Below are 12,814 nucleotides of genomic sequence, written 5' to 3'. Positions count from 1 at the left end.
CCTGGTGCCGGAGACAAAAGTCCGGTGTCACTCTGGACGCGTCACGGCCGGCGGGCGCGGCACGGCCAACGAACGGGAGGACGCTGGGATGGGCGGGCGCGAGGGCATGATTCCGTTGGGGCTGGCGGACGTCACCGGGCCCTCGATGGTGCCGACGCTGCGTCACGGGGACCGGTTGCTGGTCCGCTACGCCGCCCGGGTGCGGGCCGGGGACGTGGTGGTGCTGCGCCATCCGCTCCAGCTGGACCTGCTCATCGTCAAGCGCGCGGTCGGCCGGCGCGACGGCGGATGGTGGGTGCTGAGCGACAACCCGTTCGCCGAGCCCGACAGCCGGGTGTTCGGCGTGGTGCCCGACGACCTCGTGCTGGCCCGGGTGTTGTGGCGGTTCCGGCCGCGCGGCACCGGCGCCCGTTCGGCGCTGGCCTCGCTGACCTGGGCGGCCTTCGCGCTGCGCCCGGTCTCGGTCCGCGCCCGGGGCCGCGCGCTCGCGCCGGACTTCCGCGCGGGCACCGGCGGCGAGGCGTCGTAACGGTCCGAGCCCGCCGCGCCGTCCGTTACCGTGCGGCCTCCTGGCGCTTGCGGGCCCGGTACGCGGCGACGTTGGCGCGGGTGGCGCAGCGGTCGGAGCAGTAGCGGCGGGAGCGGTTGGTGGAGGTGTCGAGGTAGACGTTGCGGCAGTTGGCCGCGTGGCAGATGCCGAGGCGGTCGACGCCGAGTTCGGTCAGGCGCACGGCCAGGCCCATGCAGGCGGTGGCGGTGTAGGACGCGGTGGCGTTGGAGGCGTGGTCGGCCAGGTGCATGTGCCAGTGCGGGCGGTCGTCCGGGCCGGGGTCGCCGTGGCCGTCGATCTGCGGGCTGACCGGGAACTCCAGCATGAGCGCGTTGAGCAGGTCGACCGCCCGCACCTCGTCGCCCTCGGCGGCGGCCTCGAAGACCGAGCGCAGCCGCACGCGGACCGCTCTGAGCCGGCTGACGTCCGCGTCGGTGGCCCGCCGGGCGGCGCGCTGGTTGGCGCCGAACAGTTCGCGTACCGCCTCCACGGTGGTCAGCGTGTCCTTGCGGCGGTCCGGTTCCTCGGAGTTGACCAGGCGGACCGCATATTCCGAGTAATAGCCCAATTCCACTTGCAGTCCTTACGCTCGCGGGTCTACGGTCACCTCGCCGATGTAATGCCTGTGTGCCTTTAGAGGGTATTACGCAACGACGTGGGTCGGGAGGACATGATGACAGCGGCTGACACATCACGACACGGGGGAGCCGGTCGGCACTGGCGCGCCTGGCAGGACAGCTGGGACCGCCAGCAGGAGTACTACCTGCCTGACCGGGAGGAACGCTTCCGGGTCATGATCGATCTGGTCGAGGCCTGCGTGGGCACCGAACCCCTCGTGCTCGACCTGGCGTGCGGCACCGGTTCCCTCACCGGCCGGGTCCTGCGGCGGCTGCCCGGCGCCCGCTGCGTCGGCGTCGACGTCGACCCGGCCCTGCTGGCCATCGCCCACGGCCACTTCGCCGGCGAGGACCGCGCCGCCTTCGTCACCGCCGACCTGCGCGACCCCGGCTGGACCCGGGCGCTCCCGCACGGCCGCTACGACGCCGTCCTGACCGCCACCTCGCTGCACTGGCTGAACCCCGAACCGCTGGCCGCGCTGTACGGGCAGCTGGCCGGCCTGGTCGGTGACGGCGGCGTCCTGCTCAACGCCGACCACATGCCCGACCCGACCACCCCCCGGCTGAACGAGGCCGAACGCGCCCTGCGGCACCGCCGCCGCACCGCCCGCCCCGAAGGCGTCCTGGACTGGACCCGGTGGTGGGACGCCGCCCGCGCCGACCCCACCCTCGCCGACGCCGTCGCCCGCCGCGACGCCATCCACGGCACCCACGCCGACGGCGACCCCCGCCCGCCGCACTGGCACGCCGAGACACTGCGCGCCGCCGGCTTCGCCGAGTCCCGCACCGTCTGGAGAAGCGTCACCGACGCGGTGGTGCTGGCACTGAAGTAGGCATCCGGGGCAGTGGGCTGCGTCGGCGTGGAGGACCGCGTCGGTGGGATGGACTGCGTCGGCGGAGGGCGGGCGCTGGTGATGCGGGGCGGTGGGCCGGCGTACTGGCTGGCGGCGTAGCGGATCGCGGCGTACCTCACGGCCCGTGCCGCATGGGGCCCGTACCGCGCGAGGCCCGCGTCCCGTCAGTGGTCGCTGACGGGACGCGGGCCCGGTTCGTGCTCGTGGTTGACGCGTCTAGCGCCGGGCCACGCCCTCCGCGCGGGCGGCCGCCGCGACCGCCTCGCGCACGGCGGGCGCCACCCGGGGGTCGAAGGGGGAGGGGATGACGAGGTCGGCGCTGAGCTCGTCGGCGACGACCGCGGCCAGCGCTTCCGCGGCGGCGATCTTCATGCCTTCCGTGATGCGGCTGGCCCGAACGTGCAGCGCGCCGGCGAAGATCCCGGGGAAGGCGAGGACGTTGTTGATCTGGTTCGGGAAGTCGCTGCGCCCGGTGGCGACCACGGCGGCGTACTTGTGCGCCACGTCGGGGTGGATCTCCGGGTCGGGGTTGGCCATCGCGAAGATCATGCAGCCCTTCGCCATGGAGGCGACCGCGTCCTCGGCGACCGTGCCGCCGGAGACCCCGATGAAGACGTCCGCCCCGTCCAGCGCCTCGTCCAGGGTGCCGGTCAAACCACCCTTGTTGGTGAACGACGCGAGCTCGCGCTTGACGTCGGTCAGGTCGGTGCGGCCGTCGTGCACGACACCCTTGCGGTCGGTCACCGCCACGTCGCCGATGCCCGCCTCGACCAGGATGCGCGCGATGGCGACGCCGGCCGCCCCGGCGCCGGAGATCACCGCCCGCAACTCGCCCAGCGAACGGTTGGTCAGGCGGGCCGCGTTGCGCAGTGCGGCCAGGGTGACGACCGCGGTGCCGTGCTGGTCGTCATGGAAGACCGGGATGTCGAGCAGGTCCTTGAGGCGGTTCTCGATCTCGAAGCACCGGGGCGCCGAGATGTCCTCCAGGTTGATGCCACCGAAGGACGGCGCGATCCGCACGACCGTGTCCACGATCTCGTCCGGGTCCGTCGTGTCGAGGGTGATCGGCACCGCGTCGACCCCGCCGAACTGCTTGAACAGGATCGCCTTGCCCTCCATCACCGGCATCGACGCCCGCGGACCGATGTCGCCCAGGCCCAGCACGGCGGTGCCGTCGGTGACCACCGCGACCACGTTCGAGGTCCAGGTGAACTCGTCCGCCAGCTCCGGCTGCTCGGCGATGGCGGTGCAGACCTTGGCGACGCCGGGGGTGTAGGCCAGGGACAGGTCGTCACGGTCGCGCACCGGCACGGTCGCGGCGATCTCCATCTTGCCGCCGCGGTGCAGCGCGAACGCCGGGTCGATCCGCAGCCGCTCGCTCACCTCGTCGTCCATGCCTTCCTCGCTCCGGATATTGAGGATCTCCGCAGTCACTTGTTTGACCCCTTTGTCTCATTTTCATTGAGGGTATAACTGCCTACACGCCGCACACGTGTGAAAAAGCCCGATGCCGGGGTGAAAAGGAAACACGTCGCCGCGGGTGGTACCACCGGTCCCGCGACACCGGATGTGCCGGCGCCGCGCAACGACGATGCGGTGAACGACCGTGCGGTGAACGGTCATGCGGTGAGCGTGGGGACAAGCGATGCACCGGCGCGCGCTGATCGGCGCACGGCGCATGGTCCGGCCCGTCAGGGCCCGGGGATCACCCGTCATCCGATTTTGCCACAGCCACGCGGCCGACGCCGGGTGATTCGCATCGCTTCCAACCGCCCCGGATTCGCCTAAAGTCGCGTCATGTTCGCCGCATACGCCGCACGGATCGACTCCGACCAGCCGCTCAACGGCCTCGAACTCGGGGACCGCCCCGCCCCCGAGGCGCGGCCCGGCTGGACCACCGTCAACGTCAAAGCCGCCTCCCTCAACCACCACGACCTGTGGTCGCTGCGGGGGGTCGGGCTGCACGAGAAGTACCTGCCGATGATCCTCGGTTGCGACGCCGCCGGGATCGACGAGGACGGCCGCGAGGTCGTCGTCCACTCCGTCATCGGCCAGTCCGGTTACGGCGTCGGCCCCGACGAGCCCCGCTCCATCCTCACCGAGCGGTACCAGGGCACGTTCGCCGAACGCGTCACCGTTCCGTCGTGGAACGTGCTGCCCAAGCCGAAGGAACTGTCCTTCGCCGAGGCCGCCTGCCTGCCCACCGCCTGGCTCACCGCGTATCGCATGCTCTTCACCAACGCCTCCGTCCGTCCCGGCGACTCCGTCCTGGTCCAGGGGGCCGGCGGCGGCGTCGCCACCGCCGCCATCGTGCTCGGCAAGGCGGCCGGCCTGCGCGTCTACGCCACCAGCCGCGACGAGGCCAAGCGCCGCCGCGCCGTCGAACTCGGAGCGCTGGAGGCGTTCGAACCCGGCGCCCGGCTCCCGCACCGCGTCGACGCCGTCATCGAGACGGTCGGCGCCGCGACCTGGTCGCACTCGGTCAAGTCCCTGCGGCCCGGCGGCACCATCGTCATCTCCGGCGCCACCAGCGGCCCCAGCCCCAAGTCGGCCGAACTCACCCGCATCTTCTTCCTGGAACTCAAGGTCGTCGGCTCGACCATGGGCTCCAAGGACGAACTGGAGGACCTGCTGGCCTTCTGCGCCACCACCGGCGTCCGGCCGGTCATCGACTCCGAACTCCCGCTGGACCGCGCCCGTGAGGGCTTCGAAAAGATGTCGGGCGGCGACCTGTTCGGCAAGATCGTCCTCACGGTCTGACCTGCGGGACTCACCGGGGCGTGCTCCGGCGACGTGCTCCGGCGACGGGCTCCGCCGGTACGCGGGGGCGCCGCCGCCTGCCGACTCCGGAGGCCGAGGTCGGCGTGGTGAACGTCAACCGGTGCTGACGTCCATCGCTCCCCCGGCGCTGCGGCCAGCGCCGGGGCCGGTGCCGCTGCATGGGAACGGCGCGCGGGGGCACCGCCGCCCGGCAGCGGGAGCGGGGTTCTCGACGCTCCGGTGCGGTGCGCTCCGGTGCGGTGGTCGGGTTCGGGGCGCCGGGGGCGTCGGGCCGTCCGCGGTGTTTGGGGCGCCCCGGGCGTTCGGGGGTGCGGTGCCTGCGGTGCCGGGGCCGTCCGCGGCGCCCGGGGTCGCCCGCGCCGGTCCCCGCGCCGGTCCCCGCGACGGCGCCGGTGCCTTCGACGCGCGGTCCGTCAACGGACTTCGCCGCCCGCAACACGTACCGGCCGACCTGATCGCCGGTCATGGAAGCCCCGTCGACCCCGGTCCCGTTGTCCCGCCTGGCCGCCCTTGAGCCGGGCGGCGATCTGGCGGCCGGATCACATCGCAACGGTGATCTTCGCCCGGCGGGTGGCCCACCGCACGCCGTCCCCGCGGCAGTCCCGGGGCAACGGTTGACGGGGACGGCCCCCGGCGCGCGGTGGCCGACGAGGGCGGCGCGGCTCTTCGCACGCGGTGGTTGGCGGATGCGGACCTGGACCCGCGGTGGCCGACGGCGCGGCGCGGCTCTTCGCGTGCGGTCGCCGACGGAGGCGGCCGGCCCTCGACCCGCGGTGGCCGACGGAGGCGACCCCGGTCCAAGAGCGCCGCCTCCGTCCGCCGCGGCGTGGTCAGTCCGTGGGGTCGGCCCGCTCCGCGCCGCGCAGAACCCCGCCGATGCGGGCTGCTGCGGAGGACAGATGGCGGCGGGTCTCGCGCACCTGGTCGGCGGTGACGCCGTGGTCGCGGGCGGCGTCCCGGACGTCGTCGCGGAACCGGTCCAGTAGCCGTTCCAGGTCGCGCCTCGGGTCGTCGGAGACGGCCTCGTCGGCGGCCCAGTCCGGCACCGTGGTCTCCTCCGGGTCGGGCTTGACGACCCCGGACCAGCCGCTGGTGCGGCCGAACTGACCCAGCTCCCGGCTTATGCCGGCCAGCCCCTCGCGCACCGCGCCCTGCCAGTCACCGCGCTGGGCGTGGTCCTGCACGTCGTCCTGCACCTTGCGGACGATCCGCTGTACCTCGTCGAGCGCGTTGGCCTGGGCGTCCTTGGCCTGCTGGCGGGCGGTGCGGGCCTCCTCCTTGGCGTGCCGGCTCTCCTCCTTGGCCCGGCGGGCCTGCTCCTTCCACTCCTTCTTCCACTGGTCCCACTGGGCCGGCTCCCCGGGGCCCCCGCCGCTCGGTGTGCTGCGGGCCTGCTGAGCCGCTTCCCGCACTTCGCGGCGCAGGTTGCCGGCGACGCCGCGCACGTCCTCGCGGATCTCGGCGGCCAGTTCGGAGACCGAGTCGCGGATCTCCTGCTCCAGGTCGACCAACTCACCCTGGCGTGCGGCGAGTTCCTCCCGGCCGGCGTCGGTGAGGGAGTAGACCTTGCGGCCGCCCTCGGTGGTGTGGGAGACCAGCCCCTCCTTCTCCAGCTTGGCCAGCCGGGGGTAGACGGTGCCGGCCGACGGCGCGTACAGCCCCTGGAAGCGCTCCTCCAGCAGGCGGATCACCTCGTAGCCGTGCCGGGGCGACTCGTCCAGCAGCTTGAGCAGGTAGAGCCGCAGCCGGCCGTGGGCGAAGACGGGGGCCATGTCAGCTGTCCTTCCGGAAGGCGCCGGCCTCGGCCGGTTCCATGGGTGGCCTGCGCAGCAGCGCGATGGAGCCGGAGACGGTGGTGGCTTTCAGCCGCGCGTCGCCACTGCCGATCCGGCCGGTGATCCGCTTGGCACCCCACTGCCCGGTGACGCGCAGCTCGTCGAACGCGCAACTGACCGCGCCACTGGCCGTGTTGGCCTCGACGGAGGCGTGTCCCGGCTCGGGGATGCGGATGGCGATCTCGCCGGAGACGGTGTTGAGCCGGACGTCGGCGCCGGCCGACGGGTCCAGGTCGAGCACCATGTTGCCGCTGACGGAGTCGGCCTTGACCTTCGAGCCGGTGCCCTCGATGACGGTGAGGTCGCCGGAGACGGTGTTGACCCGCAGGTCGCCGGAGAGTGCCTGCGCCTCGACGCTGCCGGAGACCGTGTGGGCGTCCACCTCGCCGGACAGCCCGACCAGGGCGGTGTCGCCGCTGACGCCGTGCACCGTGGTGCGCCCGCCGACGCCGGAGACCACCGCCTCGGCGCTGACGACACCCACCTCGACCCGGGTGGTAGTCGGCACCGCGAGCGAGACGACCACGTGTCGCTTCCAGCCCTTGGGGTCCAGCCAGTTCAGCAGGCCCTTCCACGGCAGGTCCTCGTAGGCCACGGTCACGCTGCCACCCTTTTGAGTGACAATCAGCGGCGGGCCGTCCAACTCGGCGACCTCCAGCCGGGCCGGGCCCTCGTCGACCCCCACCACGTTCACCGTGCCGCCGACGATCCGGACATGCAGCTCGCCGACCGGCTCCTCGAAGACGATCCTCCGTGGCTCCGCCACGGTCCAGTTCCGCTCAGACATCCCGGCCTCCCGACGACGAACGCAACATATCGCGTCCTTTGATGAACACGATATATCGCGTGTGTCGAATGTCAAGGAACTCCCGACCCCGGTCCCTCCCTGATCCGCGTCTCCGGGTCGCGTCAGGGAAAACCCTTGCGCCGAACGGTGATCGGGGCGGCGCGGACCGGGCCCGCGGGAGGCGGATGGCGTCGGGGCCGGGGTGCGGGAGGTGATGGGGCGCGGGAGGTGACGGGAGCGGGGCGGCTCGCGGCGGCGGATTCTCCGGCGCGGGAAGGCGGGACGGGCGGTCGCGGGACGGGCGGAGGGCGGTCGCGGAGGCTCCGGTGCGGACGGTGCGGACGGTGCGGCGGGGTGATCACCCGGCCGTCGGGTTGACCGGCCGCCGACCGGGCCGTCCGGTCACCCTGTCGGAAGATCCGACGATCGGTCTGTCGGATCGGCCGTCCATCGCACCGTCGTACTCACGCGTCGTCGTCGTCCTCGTCGTCGAGCCGGGCCAGCCAGGTCGCCAGCCGTTCCACCGGGATCTCGAACTCCGGGTTGAGGTCGACGAACTCCCGCAGTCGGCCGGCGAGCCACTCGAAGCTCACCTCGTCGTCGCCACGTCGGTTCTCCAGCTCCTCGATGCCGCGGTCGGTGAAGTACAAGGGATGCTCCGGATCGATACGTTTTCGGGCTCACGGTCGTTACCAGTCAGGATAGGCGCGGCCCCTGGTCATCGGTGTGGCGGATGGCGCGGGCGCCGGGCCCGATGGATCACGTCACGCACGACGCGGAACCAGGCGCCGTGTCGGGGGATCGGGAGGCCGCCGATGACACGACAGGCGCGACTCATCCGGCTGCCGGACGGCACGCCGGTGTGGGCCCGGATCGCCCCCGGTACCGGGCCGGACGGCAGCGCGTACGACGACCGCGGGGCCGGCGTGCCCGGTGGTGCGCGCCGCGGCGCCCCCGCTGCCCGGGACGCCCCCGACGACGGCGCGTACGACGGGGACGACGCCCAGGACGACGGAGGTCATGCCTCAGACGGCACACCGCGCGACGCGGATGCGCCGGATTCCGACACCGATGTCTACGGCGACTGCGACGCTGACGCATACGGCGACTACGACACCGACGCGTACGACGACTATCAGGACGTCGGCGCGCTGGACGGCGCCCTGGCGCGGGTGTCGCGGCTGCGGGCCCTGATCACCGGGGTCGCCGCCTCGGTCCGCGACGCCGCCGCGCAGGCCGCGCCGGACGAGGTCGCCGTCGAGTTCGGTGTGGAGTTCGCCGTCCGGGGCGGCGTCATCGTGAGTGTGCTGGCCGACGCGCAGACCACCGGGACCCTGAAGGTGACGCTGACCTGGAAGGACCGCCTCGGGCGCGCCACGCCCCCGCCGCGCGCCCCGGCGCCGCCCCCGATGCCGTCCACGCCCCCGTCCGCCGCACCGCCCTCCCCGGCCACGCCCACGCCGCCGCCCCGCACCCCAACGTTCCCCGCACCGCCGGTTCCCGCGCCTACGCCGTCGGCTCCCGCACCGCCGGTCCCCGCGCCGACGCCCCCGTCGTCAGCCCCCGCTCCGGCCGCGCCCGGCTCCGCCGTGCCGCCGCCCGGCGTACCGCCTGCCGTGCCGCCCCCTGCCCTGCCGTCCGCCGGTGTACCGCCGTCCCCCGGTGTACCGCCCGCCGTACCGACCCCCGCCGTACCGCCGCCCGCTCACCCGCGCGGCGTCCCGTCGTCCGGCGGAACCGGCGATGCGTAGCGGGCCCGGCCGGTGAGCCTGGATCCCCGCCTCCGTGTCGGTACCGGGGTGCCGGAGGCCGAGGGGCGGTTGCGTGAACTGGCGCGCGAGGTGACCGTCGCCGTGCACGCCGCACCGCACGAGGAGGCCGAGTTCTGGGGCAGTGGTCTGCTCGTCGCGCCGCGCTGGGTGCTGACCTGCGCGCACGTCCTGGTGCGCCGCGACAGTCTGGGCCGTCGCCACTGGGCCGCCGGCGACGGGGTCGGCGTGCGGGTCGGCGGCCGGGTCGTGCCCGGCGCCGTGGTGTACACGCTGCCGTCGCCGGACGCTATTACGCACGGTTGGGACCCGGGCGACGACCGGGAGTTCGAGATCTTCCCCGACCTCGCCCTGATCCGGCTCACCGCGCCCGTCGAGCACGGTTGTGCCTGGCTGAGCGATCGTGCGGTACCGCCGGTCACCCGCACGGTGGCCGCGCTCGGCTGGCGGCGCACCCGGGACGAGTTGTGGACGTGGGACGGCACCTGCGACGTCGTCGGCAACGACGGCGTCCACGTCTTCCGGCTCGGCCCGGACTCCGAGATCCCGGCGGGCGTGTCCGGCTCGCTGGTCGTGGACCTGGCGCACGGGCGGGTCATCGGCGTGGTCAAGGCGCGCCGCCGCAACCGCGACGGCGGCAAGGCGGTCCGGCTGACCGCGTTGCGCGGCCTGGCCGGCGCGCGGCCGCTGGTGCCGGAGCTGTCGCTCGGCCCCGATCCGTACCAGCAGCTGGTGCGCGAACACGACCGCTGGCACTTCGCGCAGCAACGACTGCTGCGGGCCGGCCGCAGCACGTGGATCGACGTACAGGGGCGCCTGGACACCGTCATCGGCGAGTGGACGCCGTACGACCGCGCGGAGGCGCTGGGCCTGCTGGCCGAACTGCCGCCGCCCCGCAGTACCGGTGTGGTGCAGCGGCTGGTGGAACGTGTCCTGGGGCCCGGCACAGTGCGCGATCCGCTGCCGGTCGCCTGGCGTGACGGTCACGGGCTGTTGTACGAACCGGAGAGCGGCAAGCAGTTGCTGGCTTTCGTGACGTATCTGCTGCTGGTCGCGCGTGAGGTGCAGGGGCAGGACGCCCTGGCGGCGGGGGAACTGCGCGACTTCGCCACCCGCCGTGCCATGTCGCTGCCCGCGCCGGACCGTACGCGGCTGGCCGGGCTGGACGTGCCGGGACCCGGAGCGCGGCGGTCGGAACAGGGGTCGTCGGTACTGGTGGCGCTGGCGCCGGTGGTCTGGGAGGAGAACCGCCCGGTGCGTTTCCGCTGGGAGATCCAGCTGGTCCGTTCGGCGCACGACCGGCAGATCACCACGGTCTGCGACCAGCGGGACGGCGTGGCGTTCGACGAGGCGGTCGCACAGGTGCAGGAGCCGCTGGCGCTCGCGCTGGACCGGGCCGACGAGTCGGGCCGCCCGGCGACCGTCGAAGTCGCCCTGCCGGTGCACCATTTCGACACCGCCGTCCACCTGTGGGTGCCGGGTACCGGCCTGCCGGGCCGCCCGCACCGCCCGGCCCGCCCGATGGGTACCCGGCGCCCTGTCGTGCTGCGGGACGTCGAACGGGTGCCGCCGCCGCCCGAGTGGCGTGAACGCTGGCGGCTGCTCACCGGCGCGGGCCGGCTCACCGCACTGCCGCTCCCGGCCGGCGGACACGGTCCCGGTTACGAGGAGTTGCGCCACGCGGAGGCCGGCGCGGTGCCGGTGCTGTGCGGCCGGGTCGGCGGGGGCGCCGCGCTGGAGACCATGATGGACGTCCTCGACGCCGGCCACGGGGTCGCGCTCTGGCTCGGCGCCCCGCACCCGCCGGACGGCTGCGGCACGGACTGCGACACCTTCCGCCGCGCGGCCGCGGCGCTGCTGGAGCGCGCCGGCGGCCCGGCCGGACTGCCCGAGGCCGTCCGGGCGTCGCGCGCCGAGGCCCACGACCACCGCCCGGGCGCGATGGACGCCGCGCGCCTCATGCTGCTCTACGACGACGCCGACCTGCCCCTGCCGGGCTCCTGGGCCGGCGACCTCCCGGCCCCGCGCTGAGGTCGGGGTGCGGCTCGCCGACGGGGTCCCGCTCGGTGACGGGGCCGGCTCGCTGACGGAGCGTGCTGCTGACGGGCCAGGTTGCTGATGGAGCGGGTTGCCGGCGGGGTGCGCGGTGGGGCGGAGGGCCCGCTTGCCGACCGGAGCCGGCCCGCTGACGGAGCGGCCCGCCGACCGGTGCCGAGCCGAGGGCGGAGGGCCTTGCCCGCTGGCGGGGACCGCTCGGGGAGGACGGGCCCCGCCGACGGGACTCGCTCGGGGGACGAAGGCCCGCACGGGACGGAGGCCCCGCGCCGGGGCCGGAGGCCGGGCCCGTGGCGACACGAGCGGTGGCCCGTGGCAGCCATGTTGACGCTACGTCAAGTTCGGGGCTGGGAAATTCGCCGGGACGGGTAGGTATCGGGACTGTTGGAGAGCCCCCCGGTGGGTAATGTCATGACGGGGGGTCGCCGGTTGATCACTCTCCGGAGTGGAGGGATCGGCGGCAGCGCCCTTGGAACCCGGGCCACCGGGCCCGGACCGTGACGAGGAGCGCGAGATGAACGACTGGCTGATCTACCGCGGCACCGGACAGCCGCACGACGGCATCGACCGGCTGCCCGGACCGCCGCCGTGGCGCAACTTCGACGGCCAGCCGGTGGTGGCCTCCCCGGCCGCCATCGACACCGCCAGCACCCGCCGGCTCGGCCTCCAGCAGGACCTCGCCGAGCAGTTCCGCCCCGGCCACACCGAACTCGAACTCATCAACGCCGCCCTCTACCTGCGCCGCCCGCTGCTGGTCACCGGCGAACCCGGCAGCGGCAAGTCCACCCTCGCGCACGCCGTCGCGCACGAACTCAAACTCGGCCGCGTCCTGCGCTGGCCCATCGTCAGCCGCACGGTGCTGCGCGACGGCCTCTACCAGTACGACGCCCTCGCCCGCCTCCAGGACCTCCAACTCGCCCGCACCGCGCACCCGGTGCAGCGCGTACCGCCCGGTCCTGAGACCGAGGACGTGCCACCGCCCGGTGACGGCATCGGCCGCTACGTCCGCCTCGGACCGCTCGGCACCGCCCTGCTCGCCGCCGCCAAACCCCGGGTACTGCTCGTCGACGAGCTGGACAAGAGCGACATCGACCTGCCGAACGACCTGCTCAACGCCCTGGAGGAGGGCGAGTTCGCCATCCCCGAACTGGAACGCATCGCCGACCGCCACCCGGTGGTCGAGGTCCAGGACGACGACGGCGGCCGGGTCCCGGTGCAGGGCGGCCGCATCCGCTGCCGCGCCTTCCCGTTCGTCGTGCTCACCAGCAACGGCGAACGCGACTTCCCCGCACCGCTGTTGCGCCGCTGCATCCACCTGCGGCTCGACACGCCCGACGAGGAACGCCTCGCCGCCATGGTCCGCGCCCACTTCGGCCCCGGCGCCGCCGAGCACAACCGCGTCATCATCCAGCGCTTCCTGGACCGCGCCCCCGGTGAACAGCGCTGCGCCGACCAGTTGCTGAACGCCATCTACCTCACCCAGCGCGCCCACGACGAGGACGCCGGCACCCGCGAACGCCTCGCCGACCAGCTCATGCGGCCGCTGAACCGGGGGCGGTGACCGTC

Annotated in this window: 11 protein-coding genes; 6 read left to right on the top strand and 5 right to left on the bottom strand. The window is 73.8% G+C overall.

Going from position 1 to position 12,814, the window contains the following annotated elements; translation table 11 throughout:
- The first annotated feature begins 4 nt into the window (after window positions 1-4).
- Complete coding sequence (gene sodX, locus POF43_RS27855) at window positions 5-529, top strand: nickel-type superoxide dismutase maturation protease (RefSeq protein ID WP_372516142.1); 525 nt, start codon at window positions 5-7, stop codon at window positions 527-529.
- Between the two features lie 25 nt (window positions 530-554).
- Here sodX and POF43_RS27850 read toward each other — a convergent pair whose 3' ends face one another.
- On the bottom strand, window positions 555-1,124 hold the full coding sequence (locus POF43_RS27850) for a CGNR zinc finger domain-containing protein (protein WP_271323779.1): 570 nt from the start codon (window positions 1,122-1,124) through the stop codon (window positions 555-557).
- 96 nt (window positions 1,125-1,220) lie between these two features.
- Here POF43_RS27850 and POF43_RS27845 point away from each other — a divergent pair, with 96 nt between their 5' ends.
- Window positions 1,221-2,000 carry a class I SAM-dependent methyltransferase gene (locus POF43_RS27845; RefSeq protein ID WP_271323780.1) on the top strand — a complete coding sequence of 260 codons (780 nt, stop codon included), beginning with the start codon at window positions 1,221-1,223 and terminating at the stop codon, window positions 1,998-2,000.
- Between the two features lie 237 nt (window positions 2,001-2,237).
- Here the strand turns inward: POF43_RS27845 and POF43_RS27840 are convergent, their stop codons facing one another.
- Window positions 2,238-3,455, bottom strand: coding sequence for an NAD(P)-dependent malic enzyme (locus tag POF43_RS27840; protein WP_372516141.1), 1,218 nt, complete (start codon window positions 3,453-3,455; stop codon window positions 2,238-2,240).
- Between the two features lie 363 nt (window positions 3,456-3,818).
- On the opposite strand from POF43_RS27840, the gene POF43_RS27835 reads away from it, so the two are divergent.
- The gene (locus POF43_RS27835) at window positions 3,819-4,781 is read left to right on the top strand and encodes a zinc-binding dehydrogenase (protein WP_271317142.1); all 963 of its coding nucleotides are present in this window, start codon (window positions 3,819-3,821) and stop codon (window positions 4,779-4,781) included.
- Window positions 4,782-5,632: 851 nt separating this feature from the next.
- Here the strand turns inward: POF43_RS27835 and POF43_RS27830 are convergent.
- The 3 genes from POF43_RS27830 to POF43_RS27820 all read right to left on the bottom strand — a co-directional run bounded on the left by POF43_RS27830 (window position 5,633) and on the right by POF43_RS27820 (window position 8,074).
- Window positions 5,633-6,574 (bottom strand): PadR family transcriptional regulator, encoded by a 942-nt coding sequence (locus POF43_RS27830; RefSeq protein ID WP_271323781.1) that lies wholly within the window; start codon window positions 6,572-6,574, stop codon window positions 5,633-5,635.
- Between the two features lies 1 nt (window position 6,575).
- A complete protein-coding gene (locus POF43_RS27825) occupies window positions 6,576-7,424 on the bottom strand; it encodes a DUF4097 family beta strand repeat-containing protein (RefSeq protein ID WP_271323782.1) in 849 nt (282 codons plus the stop codon).
- Between the two features lie 464 nt (window positions 7,425-7,888).
- Complete coding sequence (locus POF43_RS27820; protein ID WP_271318773.1) at window positions 7,889-8,074, bottom strand: DUF6104 family protein; 186 nt, start codon at window positions 8,072-8,074, stop codon at window positions 7,889-7,891.
- 165 nt (window positions 8,075-8,239) lie between these two features.
- Between POF43_RS27820 and POF43_RS27815 the strand changes: the two genes are divergently transcribed.
- The 3 genes from POF43_RS27815 to POF43_RS27805 all read left to right on the top strand — a co-directional run bounded on the left by POF43_RS27815 (window position 8,240) and on the right by POF43_RS27805 (window position 12,809).
- The gene (locus POF43_RS27815) at window positions 8,240-9,175 is read left to right on the top strand and encodes a CU044_2847 family protein (RefSeq protein WP_282704820.1); all 936 of its coding nucleotides are present in this window, start codon (window positions 8,240-8,242) and stop codon (window positions 9,173-9,175) included.
- A 48-nt stretch (window positions 9,176-9,223) separates the two neighbouring features.
- A complete protein-coding gene (locus tag POF43_RS27810; protein WP_271325109.1) occupies window positions 9,224-11,224 on the top strand; it encodes a VMAP-C domain-containing protein in 2,001 nt (666 codons plus the stop codon).
- A gap of 538 nt (window positions 11,225-11,762) precedes the next feature.
- Complete coding sequence (locus POF43_RS27805) at window positions 11,763-12,809, top strand: AAA family ATPase (protein ID WP_271318365.1); 1,047 nt, start codon at window positions 11,763-11,765, stop codon at window positions 12,807-12,809.
- Window positions 12,810-12,814: the final 5 nt, after the last annotated feature.

The organism is Streptantibioticus silvisoli (assembly GCF_027947535.2).
GTDB classification, from domain to species: domain Bacteria; phylum Actinomycetota; class Actinomycetes; order Streptomycetales; family Streptomycetaceae; genus Streptantibioticus_C; species Streptantibioticus_C silvisoli.
The sequence above is the reverse complement of the archived record's forward strand: the minus strand, read 5'-3'. Positions and strand labels throughout refer to the sequence as shown.

Excerpts from the sequence above, each read along its gene's own strand:
- POF43_RS27845 (WP_271323780.1), top strand. The coding sequence starts at position 1,221 with ATGATGACAGCGGCTGACACATCACGACACGGGGGAGCCGGTCGGCAC.
- POF43_RS27835 (WP_271317142.1), top strand. The coding sequence starts at position 3,819 with ATGTTCGCCGCATACGCCGCACGGATCGACTCCGACCAGCCGCTCAAC.
- POF43_RS27830 (WP_271323781.1), bottom strand. The coding sequence starts at position 6,574 with ATGGCCCCCGTCTTCGCCCACGGCCGGCTGCGGCTCTACCTGCTCAAG.
- POF43_RS27825 (WP_271323782.1), bottom strand. The coding sequence starts at position 7,424 with ATGTCTGAGCGGAACTGGACCGTGGCGGAGCCACGGAGGATCGTCTTC.
- POF43_RS27815 (WP_282704820.1), top strand. The coding sequence starts at position 8,240 with ATGACACGACAGGCGCGACTCATCCGGCTGCCGGACGGCACGCCGGTG.
- POF43_RS27805 (WP_271318365.1), top strand. The coding sequence starts at position 11,763 with ATGAACGACTGGCTGATCTACCGCGGCACCGGACAGCCGCACGACGGC.